Source organism: Spongiactinospora rosea (genome assembly GCF_003315795.1).
Classification (GTDB): domain Bacteria; phylum Actinomycetota; class Actinomycetes; order Streptosporangiales; family Streptosporangiaceae; genus Spongiactinospora; species Spongiactinospora rosea.
Map to the genome: position 1 here is coordinate 87,030 of NZ_QMEY01000005.1, position 13,197 is coordinate 100,226.

The window sequence follows — 13,197 nt, forward strand, 5'->3', positions numbered from 1 at the left end:
GCTTCACCGGCTTTCGCCACCATTTCACCGAAACGTAGGGAGGGCGGCTTCACGTGCGCAAGGTCCTGATCGCCAACCGCGGGGAGATCGCGGTCCGAATCGCCCGTGCGTGCCGTGACGCGGGCCTGACCAGCGTGGCGGTGTACGCCGAGCCGGATCTCGACGCGCCGCACGCCCGGCTGGCCGACGAGGCGTACGCCCTGGGCGGGCGCACCGCCGCCGACTCCTACCTGGACATCGGCAGGCTGCTCGACGTGGCCGGGCAGGCGGGGGCCGACGCGGTACACCCCGGATACGGGTTCCTGGCCGAGAACGCCGAGTTCGCCGCCGCCGTGATCGAGGCGGGGCTGACCTGGATCGGCCCGCCGCCCCGGGCGATCACCGCGCTGGGCGACAAGGTCGCCGCCCGGCACATCGCGCAGAAGGTCGGCGCGCCCCTGGTGGCCGGGACCCCCGACCCGGTCACCTCGGCCGACGAGGTGGTGGCCTTCGCCCGCGAGCACGGCCTGCCGATCGCGATCAAGGCGGCGTTCGGCGGCGGCGGGCGCGGGCTGAAGGTCGCCCGGACCCTCGCGGAGGTGCCCGATCTGTTCGAGTCGGCGGTACGCGAGGCGGTCGCCTCCTTCGGGCGCGGCGAGTGCTTCGTGGAGCGGTACCTGGACCGGCCCCGGCACGTGGAGACACAGTGCCTGGCCGACGCCCACGGCAATGTCGTGGTGGTGTCCACCCGGGACTGCTCCCTGCAGCGCCGCCACCAGAAGCTCATCGAGGAGGCCCCCGCCCCGTACCTGACCGAATCCCAGGTGGAGCTGCTGCGCTCCTCCTCCAAGGCCATCTTGGCCGAGGCCGGGTACGTGGGGGCCGGGACGTGCGAGTTCCTGGTCGGCCGGGACGGCACGATCTCGTTCCTGGAGGTCAACACCCGGTTGCAGGTCGAGCATCCGGTCACCGAGGAGGTGACCGGGATCGACCTGGTGCGCGAGCAGTTCCGCATCGCCGACGGCGAGGCCATCGGCTACGAAGACCCGGCGCCGCGCGGGCACTCGCTCGAATTCCGGATCAACGCCGAGGACCCGGGCCGGGACTTCCTGCCCCAGGTCGGCACCCTCACCCGCTGGCGGCCTCCGTCCGGGCCGGGGGTGCGCGTGGACGCCGGGTGCGCGCAGGGCCAGACCATCCCGCAGGCGTTCGACTCGATGATCGCCAAGCTGATCGTGACCGGGGCGACCCGCCGCCAGGCCGTCGACCGGGCCCGCCGCGCGCTGGCGGAGTTCGAGGTCGGCGGGATGCCCACCGTGCTGCCCTTCCACCGGGCGGTGCTGGAGGACCCCGCCTTCGTGCCCGCCGACGACGCCACACCGTTCAGCGTGCACACCCGCTGGATCGAGACGGAATACGACAACCGGATCGCCCCCTACGAGGAGCAGGACGCGTTCGCCCGGGAGCAGCCGGCCGAACGCGAGATCGTCGTGGTCGAGGTCGGCGGCCGGCGGGTGGAGATCTCGCTGCCCGCCCTGACCGGCGAGCCCGCCGCGTCCATCGGCGACGACGGCGCGCGGAGCAGGCCAAGAGCGGTGAAGAGGTCCCGTTCGGCGCTGTCCGGGGACGCGCTGCTCGCCCCCATGCAGGGCACGATCGTCAAGGTCGCCGTGGCGGACGGCGAGCCGGTGGAGGCCGGGCAGCCCATCGTGGTCCTGGAGGCCATGAAAATGGAACAGCCCATCAACGCGCACCGCTCCGGCACCGTCAGCGGCCTGTCCGCCGAGGTGGGCCTGGCCGTCTCGGCCGGTGCCGTCATCTGCCGGATCAACGACTAGGACATCATGACGCGGTCTTCCTCGTCCCCGCCCGACGTACAGGTCGCTTCCGTGGAGGTGGACGCGGCCGGTCTGCGGCTCTCCGGGCTTCTGGCGCTCCCGCCAGGCCCGCCGAAAGCCGTGATCGTCGCCCTGCACGGCGCCGGCATGCGCGCCGGATACTTCCACAACGCCGCCGACCCGGCCGCCTCGCTGCTCACGCTCGCGGCGGCGCGCGGTCACGCGGCGCTCGCGCTGGACCGGCCCGGGTACGGGCTTTCCGCGGCCACCGTGCCCGACGGCCTGGAGCTGGCCGAACAGGCGAGCCGTGTCCGGCAGGCGCTCGCCGCCTACCACGGCCGCCACCCCACCGGGGCGGGCTTCTTCATCGTCGGCCACTCCCTCGGCGGCAAGCTGGCGCTCTCGGTCGCGGCGGGCTGGAGCGGCGAGGCGGCGCTGCTCGGCGTGGACGTCTCCGGGATCAGCGACCGCTGGGCCGTGGACCGCGCGCTGCTCGGCGAGGTGAACGCGCGGCGTACCCGGTCCTTCAGCTGGGGCCCGCTGCGCCTGTACCCACCGGAGACCTTCCAGCACGCGAGGCGGCTCACCGCGCCGGTCCCGCCCAGGGAGGCGGCCGAGATACCGGACTGGCCCGACCGGTATCCGGAGGTGGCCCGTGAGGTACGGGTCCCGGTGCGGTTCACCTTCGCCGAGCACGAACGCTGGTGGCGCTGTGACCCGCAGACCGTCGCGGCCATGACGGCGCGGCTGGCCGCTCCCGTCGTCCGTACCGAGCACCTGGCCGGCGCCGGGCACAACATCAGCCTCGGCCACGCCGCCCGTGACTACCATCTCGGCGTGCTCGCGTTCACGGACGAATGCCTGGCCCGGTCGCCGGATACGACCTGAGCCAGGCACCCGTCCCGCGCCGGGTCACGGGGGAGGCGGCTACGGGGCGTGCCGCCGGTTCGGCGCGAGGGTGAAGCACAGTCCGGCGCTGACCACCAGGGCCGCCATCACCGCGATCATGCTGGTGGTGAACGCGCCCTGATAGTCCCGGGAACCCTCAAGGACGGTGAAGAAGAGCGTGCTGAACGCCGCGACGCCGAGCGCGCTGCCGAACTGCTGGCCGGTGGTCCACACACCGGAGGCCGATCCGGCGTACTCGGGCGGCACGGCCGACAGGAACAACGTGGTCAGCGGCGGCATGACCAGGGTCATCCCGACGCCGAGCGCGAACAGGCCCGGCACCAGCGACCAGGCGCTGACCGGCGAGGCGGCCTGCACGGCGACGAGCAGCAGGACGCCGCCCACCACGGACAGCAGGCACCCGGCGAGCACGATGAGCCGCCCGAACCGTACCGTGAGCCGCCCGGTCGGCATCGCCATGACCAGCCCACCGGCGGCGAACGCGATCGAGACCAGGCCCGCGCTCAGTGCGGTGTAGCGCTGCCCGTCCTGCAGCCACAGCGGGATGATCATCATGATGCCGCTGAAACCCGAGAACGACAGCAGCAGCACCAGCAGCCCACCGGCGCCGGTCCGGTTGCGGAACAGGGCCACGGGCAGCAGCGCGCCCGCCCGCCGCGCCGGATCGCGCTGCTCGAAGACCGCCAGCCCCACCACCGCCAGGACACCGGCGGCGAGCAGCAGCCAGATCCACGCGGGCCAGCCGTAGGTACGGCCTTCCAGCAGCGGGAACACGACCGCGACGAGCCCGGCGACGAGCACGCCGGTCGCGCCCCACCTGGGCCGGGCACCGCCCGCCGCGCGGCTCTCCGGCACCAGCCAGATCGCCAGCGGGATCAGCACGACCGCCACCGGCACGGTGACCAGGAAGATCATGCGCCAGCCCAGCCCGGCGACGTCCGCCGTGATCAGCACCCCGCCGAGGATCAGCCCTCCGGCCTGCGTGACCCCGGAGACCAGCCCGAACGTGCCGAAGACCGTGGCGCGCTCCCGGCCGGTGAAAATGGTGTAGAGAATGCTCATCACCTGAGGGGCGATCGCGGCGGCGGCCAATCCCTGAAGCACCCGCGCGGCGATCAGTTCGCCCGGGCTGCGCGCGATTCCGCACCATACGCTGACCACCGCGAAGGCGACGATTCCGAGTATGAAGACCAGCTTCCGGCCGCGCAGGTCGCCCAGCCTGGCGGCGGTGATCAATGCGACGGCGAAGGACAGCAGGTAGGCGGCGGAAATCCATTCCAAATCGGTCGGGCTCGCGCCGAGATCGCGCTGGATCGCGGACAGCCCGACATTGACGATGGTGACGCTCAGCAAATCCAGCATGAAGGCCACAAGGAGGACGACCAGCGCGGCCCAGCGGCGTGGATACACCACTTCGGAATCGGGCTGGGCGGATGTCGTTTCTGTAGTCACACGGCACTCCTGGTCGGCCGGGAACGAGAGAAGGGACGGGACGGCGCGGACCGCCGCAGCGGCTTCCCCCGGTGTCTCGGGTGGCTCGGGCGGGGCCTGGACCGATCGGTCCGCAGTGGAATTATCCGTACGGTCGCGAAGGTGTGTCAAGGCGGAACCACCGCTTGGGACGGATCGGTCCGAGGTTTTCGGGCGGGGCTTCCGAAATGCGGGGAATCTACCGCGAAGACCGCCGCCCGCGCCGTCGGCACCTGACCGCGAGGGCGGCGGCCGGCCCTTCGGCTGTACCACAGAACAGGGCGGGAACCCTTGCGGCCACCACACCCGCTTGCGACCGTTGGCATGTCACCGGCCGCGCCGCGCGCGCGCCGAGATCGGGTCCGTCCCTCGCCTGGGCGGCATTGATCCGAAAGGCAGCAGGATGTCAGACGATGTGGATACGGCCGGCACACTGAAGCAGCTCACGAAACGCGTCGCGGAACTGGAGGCCGTACGCGATCTCACCAGCCTGCGCGCTGAGTTCCATCGCACCCTCAACAATCAGGAATGGGACGCCCTTGCCGCGCTGTTCACCGATGAGGCGCATCTCGACTATGGCGAGTACGGCCAGGCGCACGGGAGCACGGAGGTCAGGGACTATTACAGCCGGCTCCTTGAGCAGATCCGGGACATGCGCAATGCCAGCGCCATCTCACTGAAGAACTTCGTGCACGGGCACCAGGTCCGCGTCCTTGACGGGGAGACCGCCACGGGGGTGTGCTTCTTCGAGGAGCAGATCAGGTTCAACAAGGACAGCATGGCGTTCAGCAGCATCGGCCAGTTTTCCGACGAGTACGTCCGCAGAGGCGATCGCTGGTACTTTGCGAGGGTCGTTCTCGACCATTATTGGGTGGTTCCCGACAACGACGGCTGGCACTGGCCCTGGTAGCGTTCTGAAGCATTTCCCCGACCGCGGCGGACCGGATGCCGGCCCATTCAGTGGCCCCTTTTCAGGAGACCCCGATGACCATCCTGGTGACCGGTGCGACCGGTCGTGTCGGCAGCCGGTTCGTTCCCCGCCTGCTGCGGCGGGCCGAGCCCGTCCGCGTCCTGGCCCGTGACCCGCGGCGCGCCGAGCCGCTCGCCCGGCTCGGCGCCGAGGTCGTCGCCGGCGACCTGCGCGATGACGGGGCGCTCGTGGCCGCGCTCAAGGGCGTGGCCGCGGTCGTCCATCTCGGCGCGGCGTTTCGCGAGGTCGGCGATGAGGAGGCGGTCGCGGTCAACCGCACCGCGACCGTCGCGCTGGCCGAGGCCGCCGTCCGCGCGGGCGTCTCGCGCTTCGTCAGCGTCGGCACCACTCTGGTGTACGGCCCCGGCCGCGGGCGGCCCGCTCGGGAGGCCGACGAGCCGGTGCCGCCCGGCTGGGCCTACACGACCAGCAAGGTGGCCGCGGAGCAGGCGCTGCTGCGGCTGCATCGGACGGAGGGGCTGCCGGTGCGCATCGTGCGGCTGGCGTTCGTGTACGGCGAGGGCGATCCGCACCTGGCCGAATCGCTGGCCTGGGCAAGCGACTGGCCCGCGCACAAGCGCCTGCACCTGGTCCACCACGCCGACGTCGGCCAGGCCCTGATACGGGCCCTCCAGGCCGACGGGGTGGACGGGCGGACGTACAACGTGGCCGACGACGCGCCCGTCACCCATCTGGAACTCCGGCGGCTCAACGGCGAACCGGCCGCCGAAGCGGCGGCGGACCAAGGTGAGGCCGACCCCTGGGAGGGCATCGTCGACACCGCGAAGATCCGCCGCGAGCTGGGCTTCCGGCCGATCTATCCCACCGTGTACACCGCGCACGACGCCGGGGCCCTCTGACCGCAGGTCACCTGCGCCGGGCGCGGACGTGCGACATCGGCGTCAGCACGCGCCCGCGCTCGTCCACCCGCAGCCCGTCCTGGTCGGGCGCGGCGACGACGTCCGGCGCGCCCGCCTCCCACATCGCGGTGAGCAGTTCGCGGGTGAACCCGGTGGCGAAGGCGGTCTCGGTGATTGCCTCGATTTCCCAGTGCCGGTCCAGGTGGGTGTGCAGGTCGTTCGCGCTGACCAGCACCTCCTGGGCGATCGGCGTCCCCGCCGGGACGGACTCGGCGAAGCAGAACAGGTGCAGCGTGGCGCCCGGCCGGCTCACCCGGTGCAGCGCGGCGGCGTACGCCGACCGCTGCTCGCCGTTCAGGCAGTGGTAGAGGCCGCTGTCCAGCACCGTCGCGAAACCGGTCCCGATGTCGCGCAACTCCGTCGCGTCGGCCACCTTGAACGACGCCTGGACGCCGTGCTCGGCGGCGCGGCGCGCGGCCTGCTCGATCGCGCTCGGCGAGCCGTCCACCCCGGTCACGTCCAGACCGGCGGCGGCGAGCATGATCGCGTTCTCACCGAGGCCGCAGCCCGCGTCGAGCACCTTGCCCCGGAAGCCTCCCGCCCGGGCCAGCTCCACCACCACGGGCTGCGGCTCGCCGATGTCCCAGGGGATGAACCCCGTGCCCGGTTCTGAGCCCTCGAACGTGGCGCGGCCCGCGTACAGCGCGTCGAAATCATAATCCGCCTGGGAGAAAGTCCGTTCTTCCTGGACCATGCCGGGGTACTCCATCCACTCGCCGGTTCGCCGACCGCCGCCTGGTGGATCTCGCGGGGCGACATTCGGAACCGATGCTAGGCCGGTGATCGGCCGTGGGCCATGCGGCGGCGGTTAAACTACGGGCGGCCACGGGGGTCCGATACGGCCGGTCAGGCGGCCCTCGCCCGGCCTTTCGCGGCAGGCCGGACTGATTGGTCTGCTATTATCGCGATATGGCTCGGCAACCGTCCGCCAGCGTGCGTGAACGCATTCTCGACGCCGCGACCGACTTGTTCGACCGTTATGGCGTCCATGCCGTCGGGATGCAGCGCATCATCGACGCGGCGGGTTGCGGCAAGCAACTGCTCTACCGGGAGTTCGGCAGCAAGGACGAGCTGGTCACCGCTTACCTGCACCGCTGCGAGGGCAGCTGGGAGCGCAGCTTCGCCGCCGCGGTCGAGGTGGGCGAGCGGCCGGAGGAACAACTGGTCGAGCTGGTCCGCGTGGTCGGCAGGAGCGTTCCAGGGCCCCGCGGCTGCCCGATCCGCAACACCTACGCCGAGTTCCCCGAGGAGGGGCACCCGGTGCACCGCACGGCACTGGAGCACTTCAGTGCGGTACGCGGGCAGATCTGCGAGCTGGCCCGGCGCACCTCCGCGGCCGATCCCCAGCGCCTCGCCGACCGCATCCTGCTGATCATCAACGGCCTCTTCACCTCGGGCTCCACCCTCAGCACCGACGAGAACGCCCGGCTCGCGGTGGAGCTGGTGCAGGACGTGATCGCGGTGGAGACGGCGACCACGCGGACCTCCAGCGCCGTTTAGCCGGCGATCGGCCTCCCGTCCCTTCCGCGTGGGGTGGCGAGGATCCGGCGGCCGAGGTCCGGGGTGATCAATGGGGCGATCCGAGGATCGGCCAGCAGGCTGATCGGGGCGATGTGGTCGTCGTTCAGCGGACGCCACGACCCAAGGGCCTCGTGCAGGGCCGGTGACGGGTCCGGGGCGGTGACGGCGGCGCGGACGGCCGACTCGAAGTCCGGCGGGCCGAGGCGCACCCGGAAGCCGGGTTCGGCGGCCCGCGCCTGGTAGTCCATGATCAGCCGCCTGACGTGGTCCGAACCGTAGTCGGTGAGAAACGACAGCATGGACAGCGTGCCCGCCGGAGTGCGCTCGTGCGCGGCGTGCAGCACCGGCAGGATCTCGGCCATCAGCAAGGCGTCGTCCACGGACCAGGCGGGCTCGGCGGGGCGTGACAGCGGGAGGCGGATCTCCATGGGCGCGTCCGGGCGGCGGAGCATGACGAGCATCTGGAACCGCAGCACCCAGGCCCGGTCACGGCCGAACCGCCCGGCCTCCGCCAGCGTGGCGAGCGGCCCATCGATCTCGCCCGCCAGCGCGGCCTGCCGGGCCCGCTCGATCTTCGCGTCCCACTCGCGGGAGGTGGGGCTCGACGGGCGATGCAGCGCGTGGAAGCGCGCGTACAGGTCGTACATCAGCTCGAAGAACGAGCCGTGCCGCTCGGGGCCGCTTCCGGACCACGACGCCAGCCAGTACGCGGCCCATTCCCCCCGCTCGTCCACGTCCATCGGGTCGAGAAAGACGATGGCGGAGTCGGCCTCCAGGGAGACCAGCAGCGACCGCTCGATCGCCTCGTCTTCGTAGGCGTCGATCCAGTGAGGTTCGAGGTCGCGCACCCAGCCCAGCTCATCGGCGGCGCGCAGGCTGCAGACGAAGTCGCCCAGGTCCTGCCATCCGTTACTGACCAGCAGGAACTCCCGCAAGGACGGCGGCAGCGCGCACCCCAGCCGCGCCTCCGCCGCAGCCACCTCATCCTCTGTGGCGGGCGGGAAGCCCAGACGGGGGGCGGTGATCGGCTCCTCGAACGGACGCGGCGTGCCGGGCTCGCGCGCCGACAGCCACTCCTCGCTCCAGCGACGTAAGAACGGCTTCCAGCCCGCGCGGTCCACGTGACGCTCCCTTACTCCGGACGACCTCGCCACCATCTCAGCAGAGATCCCCGACAGTTCTCCCGCCCGGCGATCGGGCACCATGGAAGGGTGATTCACACGGCGGCGAAAACGGGCTCGACGTTCGCGCTCCTGACCGACCTGGTGGCCGGCGGCGGGGTCGTCGTGCTGAGCGGTGCGGGGTTGTCCACCGAGTCCGGCATACCTGACTATCGCGGTGAGAGCGGGCGGAAGCGACCGGCCAGCCCGATGACGTACCAGACGTTCATCGGCAGCGCGGCGGCCCGCAGGCGCTACTGGGCGCGCAGCCACCTGGGCTGGCGGCACATCACCGGGGCCCTGCCCAACACCGGCCACCGGGCGGTCGCCGAGTTGCAGCGCCACGGGCTGGTGGCCGGGATCATCACCCAGAACGTGGACGGCCTGCACCAGGCCGGGGGCGCGAGCGGCGTCGTCGAGCTGCACGGCGGCCTGGACCGCGTCCGCTGCCTGTCCTGCGGCGAGCGCAGCCCCCGCCATGCCCTGCACCTGCGGCTCGCCGCCGCCAACCCCGGCTGGGAGTCCGCGACCGCCGAGATCAACCCCGACGGGGACGCCGTCCTCGACGACGACCTAGTGGGGACGTTCACGATCGTGGACTGCGGCGGCTGCGGCGGCGTGCTCAAACCCGACGTCATCTTCTTCGGCGAGAACGTGCCGCGCGTACGCGTGCAGGAGTGCTACACGATGACCGAGCGCGCCGCCCTGCTCCTGGTCCTCGGCTCGTCCCTGACCGTGATGTCCGGGTACCGCTTCGTCCGCCGCGCGACCGAACTCGCCATCCCCATCGCGATCGTCAACCAGGGCGCCACCCGCGGCGACGCCGAGGCCATGGTGACCCTCGACGCACCGCTCGGCCCCACCCTCGCCGCCCTCGTGGCGGAGGTCGCTACCTGAATCCGAGGCGATCCGGGGTGTATCAATCATCGTCGCGGACCCTCCGTGCAGTCGTACCGGTTCCCATGAAGAAGGGACGCCATGATGGAACCGAACGACCTCCGGGCCGCCGCGCGGGATCTGCTCGCGAGCCGGACCGGCGACGCCGAGTCGCGCGTGGTCGCCGAGCAGAGCGAGCGGCTGCCCGACGGCCGTGTCGTCCGGCGCTACTGGGCGGTGTCCGCGGCACGGCCCAACGGCGTCGAATCGGCCGTACTCGACGAGGAGGGCCAGGAACACGATCTCACCGGCCTGGAGGTGGCCGCCGGGCGCGCGCTGTTCGCCCCGGCCGCCGCCGAGCGCCCCGCGCCGGAACTGCGGGCCGCGCCGGTCACCGTCGAGCCGCCCGCCAACGACCTGGTGCTGCGCGAGTGCGCCGAACTCGCCGAGCGGGTGACGGTCACGGTGCCGGTCTCCGGCGTCAAGCCCAAGGCCGATGTCTACCTGCTCGCCGACACCACGGGGAGCATGAGCCCGGTGCTCGCCGCCGTCCAGGCGGGCATCGACTCCATCCTCACCGCACTGGACCCCTCGGTCTTCGACGTGGCCTTCGGCGTCGGGAACTACCGGGACTTCCCGCTCGGCTCCGACCCCGCCGCGTACGCCTTCCAGCCGCAGCTCGCCCCCACCACCGACCTGGTGAACGTGCGCAACGCGGTGCTCACCTGGGTGGCGGCGGGCGGCGGTGACGGGTCGGAGGCGCAACTGTTCGCGCTGGATCGGCTGGCCGCCGACCCCGCGATCGGCTGGCGGCCCGGCGCCAGGCGGATCGTCGCCTGGTTCGGGGACGCCCCGGGGCACGACCCGGTGTGCGCCGCCATCTCCGGCGCCGCGGCCGACGTGACCGAGGCGAGCGCGACCGCGGCGCTGCGGGCGGCGGAGATCATCGTGGTCGCGGTCAGCACGATCACCGGCTTCTACCCGGCGGGTCTGGACGACGACCCGGCCGCGGACGCCGGGAACTACACGGTGTGCACGATAGGAGGATCTCCGGGGCAGGCCACCCGGATCACCGCGGCCACCGGCGGCGCGCACGTGGCCGGCAACGCGGCCGACATCATCCCCACGCTGGCCGAGCTGATCAGGAAGGCCGTGACCTCGACGGGGAACGTCAGGCTGGTCCCGAGCGCGTCGATCGCCGGGTTCGTCCGGGGCGTGTCGCCCGCGGGCGGGTACGGCCCGCTGCCCGGCGACACCGAGCACCGGCTCGCGTTCGACGTCGCCTGGGCGGGCACGGTGGGGTGCGCGGAGGACCCCCAGGTGTTCAGCGGGTCGCTGGACGTCGTCGCCGACGGGGCGGTGGTGGCCGCCAAGCCGGTGCGGATCGCCGTCCCGGCGTGTCGGTACCACCACGTGGTGGAGGTGCTGTGCGGCGCGCAGGGCCCGGTCGGCGAGCGGGAGTGCGCCACCGTCGCCTCCGGCCGGTACGCCACCGCGGTCACCCTCTACAACCCGGGGCCGTGCCCGGTCGTGGTGGAGAAGCGGTTCGCCCCCGTGCTGCTGAACGGCAAGGCGGTGGGCCGCGAGCCGCGTGCCGTGGCGGCGAAGCCGTTCGCGCGGATCCGGCTGGAGCCCGGCGAGGCCACCATGGACGACTGCTGCGCCCTGGGCGAGGCCGTACGCCTGGACCCCGGCACGCCCACGCTCGGCGTACTCGACCTGGTGACGGACCGGGCGCTCGTGGTCACCGCCGTCTACACCACCGGGGCCCGCAAGGACCAGTCCGGCGCGCCGGGGGTGCACACCCGGACGGTCACACCTCGCAGGGCGTGAGGCGGGCGCGGACGCCGTGCAGGGGGGCACGGCGTCACCGCGATCGGTCAGCGTAATTGACATCACGGCTCAGGTATCAGCCCATGGCCGCGTCCCTCTGTCGTCATTGGAGGCGCGGCGGGCCCGGACGCGAGGCCCGCCGGGGAGAGGGGCGCGATGTGTGATGACCTGTCCGTCGTCGAACTCATGGGCCGTGCCGGGGACGGTGACCGCGAGGCGTGGAACCGGCTCGTCGATCGCTACATCTCGCTGGTCTGGGCCATCGCCAGGGGGTACGACCTGCGGCGTCCCGACATCGACGACGTCAGCCAGGAGGTGTGGCTGAGCCTGCTGCGGCACCTGCCGTTGCGGGACCCGGCGGCGCTGCCCGGCTGGCTGACGACGACGACGCACCGGGAGTGCCGCAGGGTCGTGGACACGACCAGGCGGCGGGCGGACCTGGAACGATCCTCCGCTCCGGCGCCCGCGGCGGACGAGGCGTCGGCGCTGGTGGAGGAGCTGACGACGGCCGAGCGCCGGATCGCGCTGCGCGCCGCGTTCGCCCGGCTGCCCGAGCCGTGCCGGCTGCTGCTCGCCCTGCTCATGCAGGACCCGCCGCCCAGGTACACCGAGATCGCCGAGCGGCTGGGGACGTCGGTGGGCAGCGTCGGGCCGCACCGGGCCCGCTGCCTGGAACGACTGCGCCGGCTGCTCGACCGGCCCGCCGTCCCGGGCCGGTCGCCGGGGCGGGCGGGTTCGGCGGTCTGACCCTGCCGTACGCGGTTCCCTTTTCCGTGTATCAGGACCCCTGTGTCCTGGCTCTGTAAAGATGCGTGCACTTCGCAGCGCGACCGAGAGAGGAAGGGAAGTGCCGGTCATGTCACATGCAACCGACCTGCTCCACGCCGCGCGAGCCGAGGCGCTGTTCGTCAGTCCGCTCTCCGCGTCGGGCCTGCCCAGCGCGGAGGAGGCGGTCCAGGCGATCCGTACGGCGGTGCGCGCGCACGGGGGCACCAGAGGATGCGCCGGAGAGGTCGCCGCGGTCTATGGCGATTATCCGGACACCGCGGTCCAGCGGATGCGCTGGGCGCTCGCCGCGGTGGAGACCCTCTTCGTCAGGAACGTCCCCATGCGCGCTCTACCCACCCCCGCAGGCTCTCGCGGCGGTTGACCGCCCTGCGACGCCCATCCCACCAGGGCACGCCGGGTCATGGTGGGGTGGGCTTGCGGGGGAAGCGGTGGACCCAGCGGCGTTGCCAGGGGGTTTCGATGGCGCGGGGGTGGTGGTGTTCGCGGGTCCAGGTGACGGCGTCGGCGGGGGACAGGCCCGCCAGCACGGCCAGGCAGGCGATGACCGTACCGGTACGGCCGACCCCGCCACCACAGGCGACCTCGACCGCCGCGCCCGCCCGGGCCTGGGCGTGCAGGGCGCGGATGCGCCTGACGGCCTCGGCCGGGTCACGGGGGAGCAGGAAGTCGGGCCAGTCGAGCCACTCATGCGGCCAGCGCAGACCGTCGTCGTGACGGCGGCGAAGCCCGCGCGAGCCGAGGTAAAGACCGGCGTCAGGCGCGGGACCGCCCGGCAACGGCCGGCGCAGCCCCCGCCCGCGGACCCAGGAGCCGTCCGGGAGTTCGATCGCGCCTGGCAGCGGCGGGTCGTTCGGTGGGGTGGTCATGGGAGTGAGCCGTTCTGTGCGGGGCCTGGAGTCGTTCGGTGGTGGGGGCGGTTCGGGGGTCAGATC

General features: G+C 72.4%; 13 protein-coding genes. 9 read left to right on the plus strand and 4 right to left on the minus strand.

Annotated features, from left to right (window positions below; all coding sequences use genetic code 11):
• Positions 1 to 53: 53 nt before the first annotated feature.
• Positions 54 to 1,817: an acetyl/propionyl/methylcrotonyl-CoA carboxylase subunit alpha gene (locus DP939_RS14680; RefSeq protein ID WP_113981251.1), complete on the plus strand. Its 1,764-nt coding sequence runs from the start codon at positions 54 to 56 to the stop codon at positions 1,815 to 1,817.
• A gap of 6 nt (positions 1,818 to 1,823) precedes the next feature.
• Positions 1,824 to 2,705, plus strand: a complete 882-nt coding sequence (locus DP939_RS14685) for an alpha/beta hydrolase (protein WP_113981252.1) — start codon at positions 1,824 to 1,826, stop codon at positions 2,703 to 2,705.
• A 39-nt stretch (positions 2,706 to 2,744) separates the two neighbouring features.
• On the opposite strand, the gene DP939_RS14690 is transcribed toward DP939_RS14685, so the two are convergent.
• A complete protein-coding gene (locus tag DP939_RS14690) occupies positions 2,745 to 4,178 on the minus strand; it encodes an MFS transporter (protein ID WP_158578573.1) in 1,434 nt (477 codons plus the stop codon).
• A gap of 421 nt (positions 4,179 to 4,599) precedes the next feature.
• Between DP939_RS14690 and DP939_RS46190 the strand changes: the two genes are divergently transcribed.
• A complete protein-coding gene (locus DP939_RS46190; protein ID WP_158578574.1) occupies positions 4,600 to 5,106 on the plus strand; it encodes a nuclear transport factor 2 family protein in 507 nt (168 codons plus the stop codon).
• 74 nt (positions 5,107 to 5,180) lie between these two features.
• Positions 5,181 to 6,026 carry an NAD-dependent epimerase/dehydratase family protein gene (locus tag DP939_RS14700; RefSeq protein WP_113981255.1) on the plus strand — a complete coding sequence of 282 codons (846 nt, stop codon included), beginning with the start codon at positions 5,181 to 5,183 and terminating at the stop codon, positions 6,024 to 6,026.
• A 7-nt stretch (positions 6,027 to 6,033) separates the two neighbouring features.
• Here the strand turns inward: DP939_RS14700 and DP939_RS14705 are convergent, their stop codons facing one another.
• Complete coding sequence (locus DP939_RS14705; protein WP_113981517.1) at positions 6,034 to 6,780, minus strand: class I SAM-dependent methyltransferase; 747 nt, start codon at positions 6,778 to 6,780, stop codon at positions 6,034 to 6,036.
• A 239-nt stretch (positions 6,781 to 7,019) separates the two neighbouring features.
• Between DP939_RS14705 and DP939_RS14710 the strand changes: the two genes are divergently transcribed.
• The gene (locus DP939_RS14710) at positions 7,020 to 7,586 is read left to right on the plus strand and encodes a TetR/AcrR family transcriptional regulator (protein ID WP_158578575.1); all 567 of its coding nucleotides are present in this window, start codon (positions 7,020 to 7,022) and stop codon (positions 7,584 to 7,586) included.
• On the opposite strand, the gene DP939_RS14715 is transcribed toward DP939_RS14710, so the two are convergent.
• Positions 7,583 to 8,728: an SMI1/KNR4 family protein gene (locus DP939_RS14715; protein ID WP_158578576.1), complete on the minus strand. Its 1,146-nt coding sequence runs from the start codon at positions 8,726 to 8,728 to the stop codon at positions 7,583 to 7,585. The two genes, DP939_RS14710 and DP939_RS14715, sit on opposite strands and share 4 nt — an antisense overlap.
• A 90-nt stretch (positions 8,729 to 8,818) precedes the next feature.
• Between DP939_RS14715 and DP939_RS14720 the strand changes: the two genes are divergently transcribed.
• The 4 genes from DP939_RS14720 (at position 8,819) to DP939_RS14735 (ending at position 12,626) form a co-directional block, all read left to right on the plus strand.
• Positions 8,819 to 9,664: an NAD-dependent protein deacetylase gene (locus tag DP939_RS14720; RefSeq protein WP_199565172.1), complete on the plus strand. Its 846-nt coding sequence runs from the start codon at positions 8,819 to 8,821 to the stop codon at positions 9,662 to 9,664.
• Between the two features lie 81 nt (positions 9,665 to 9,745).
• On the plus strand, positions 9,746 to 11,476 hold the full coding sequence (locus DP939_RS14725) for a vWA domain-containing protein (RefSeq protein WP_113981258.1): 1,731 nt from the start codon (positions 9,746 to 9,748) through the stop codon (positions 11,474 to 11,476).
• 156 nt (positions 11,477 to 11,632) lie between these two features.
• The gene (locus DP939_RS14730) at positions 11,633 to 12,223 is read left to right on the plus strand and encodes an RNA polymerase sigma factor (RefSeq protein ID WP_199565173.1); all 591 of its coding nucleotides are present in this window, start codon (positions 11,633 to 11,635) and stop codon (positions 12,221 to 12,223) included.
• Positions 12,224 to 12,332: 109 nt separating this feature from the next.
• Positions 12,333 to 12,626, plus strand: a complete 294-nt coding sequence (locus tag DP939_RS14735) for a hypothetical protein (RefSeq protein ID WP_199565174.1) — start codon at positions 12,333 to 12,335, stop codon at positions 12,624 to 12,626.
• Positions 12,627 to 12,663: 37 nt separating this feature from the next.
• Here the strand turns inward: DP939_RS14735 and DP939_RS14740 are convergent, their stop codons facing one another.
• Positions 12,664 to 13,131 (minus strand): protein-tyrosine phosphatase family protein, encoded by a 468-nt coding sequence (locus tag DP939_RS14740; protein WP_113981259.1) that lies wholly within the window; start codon positions 13,129 to 13,131, stop codon positions 12,664 to 12,666.
• Between the last annotated feature and the right edge of the window lie 66 nt (positions 13,132 to 13,197).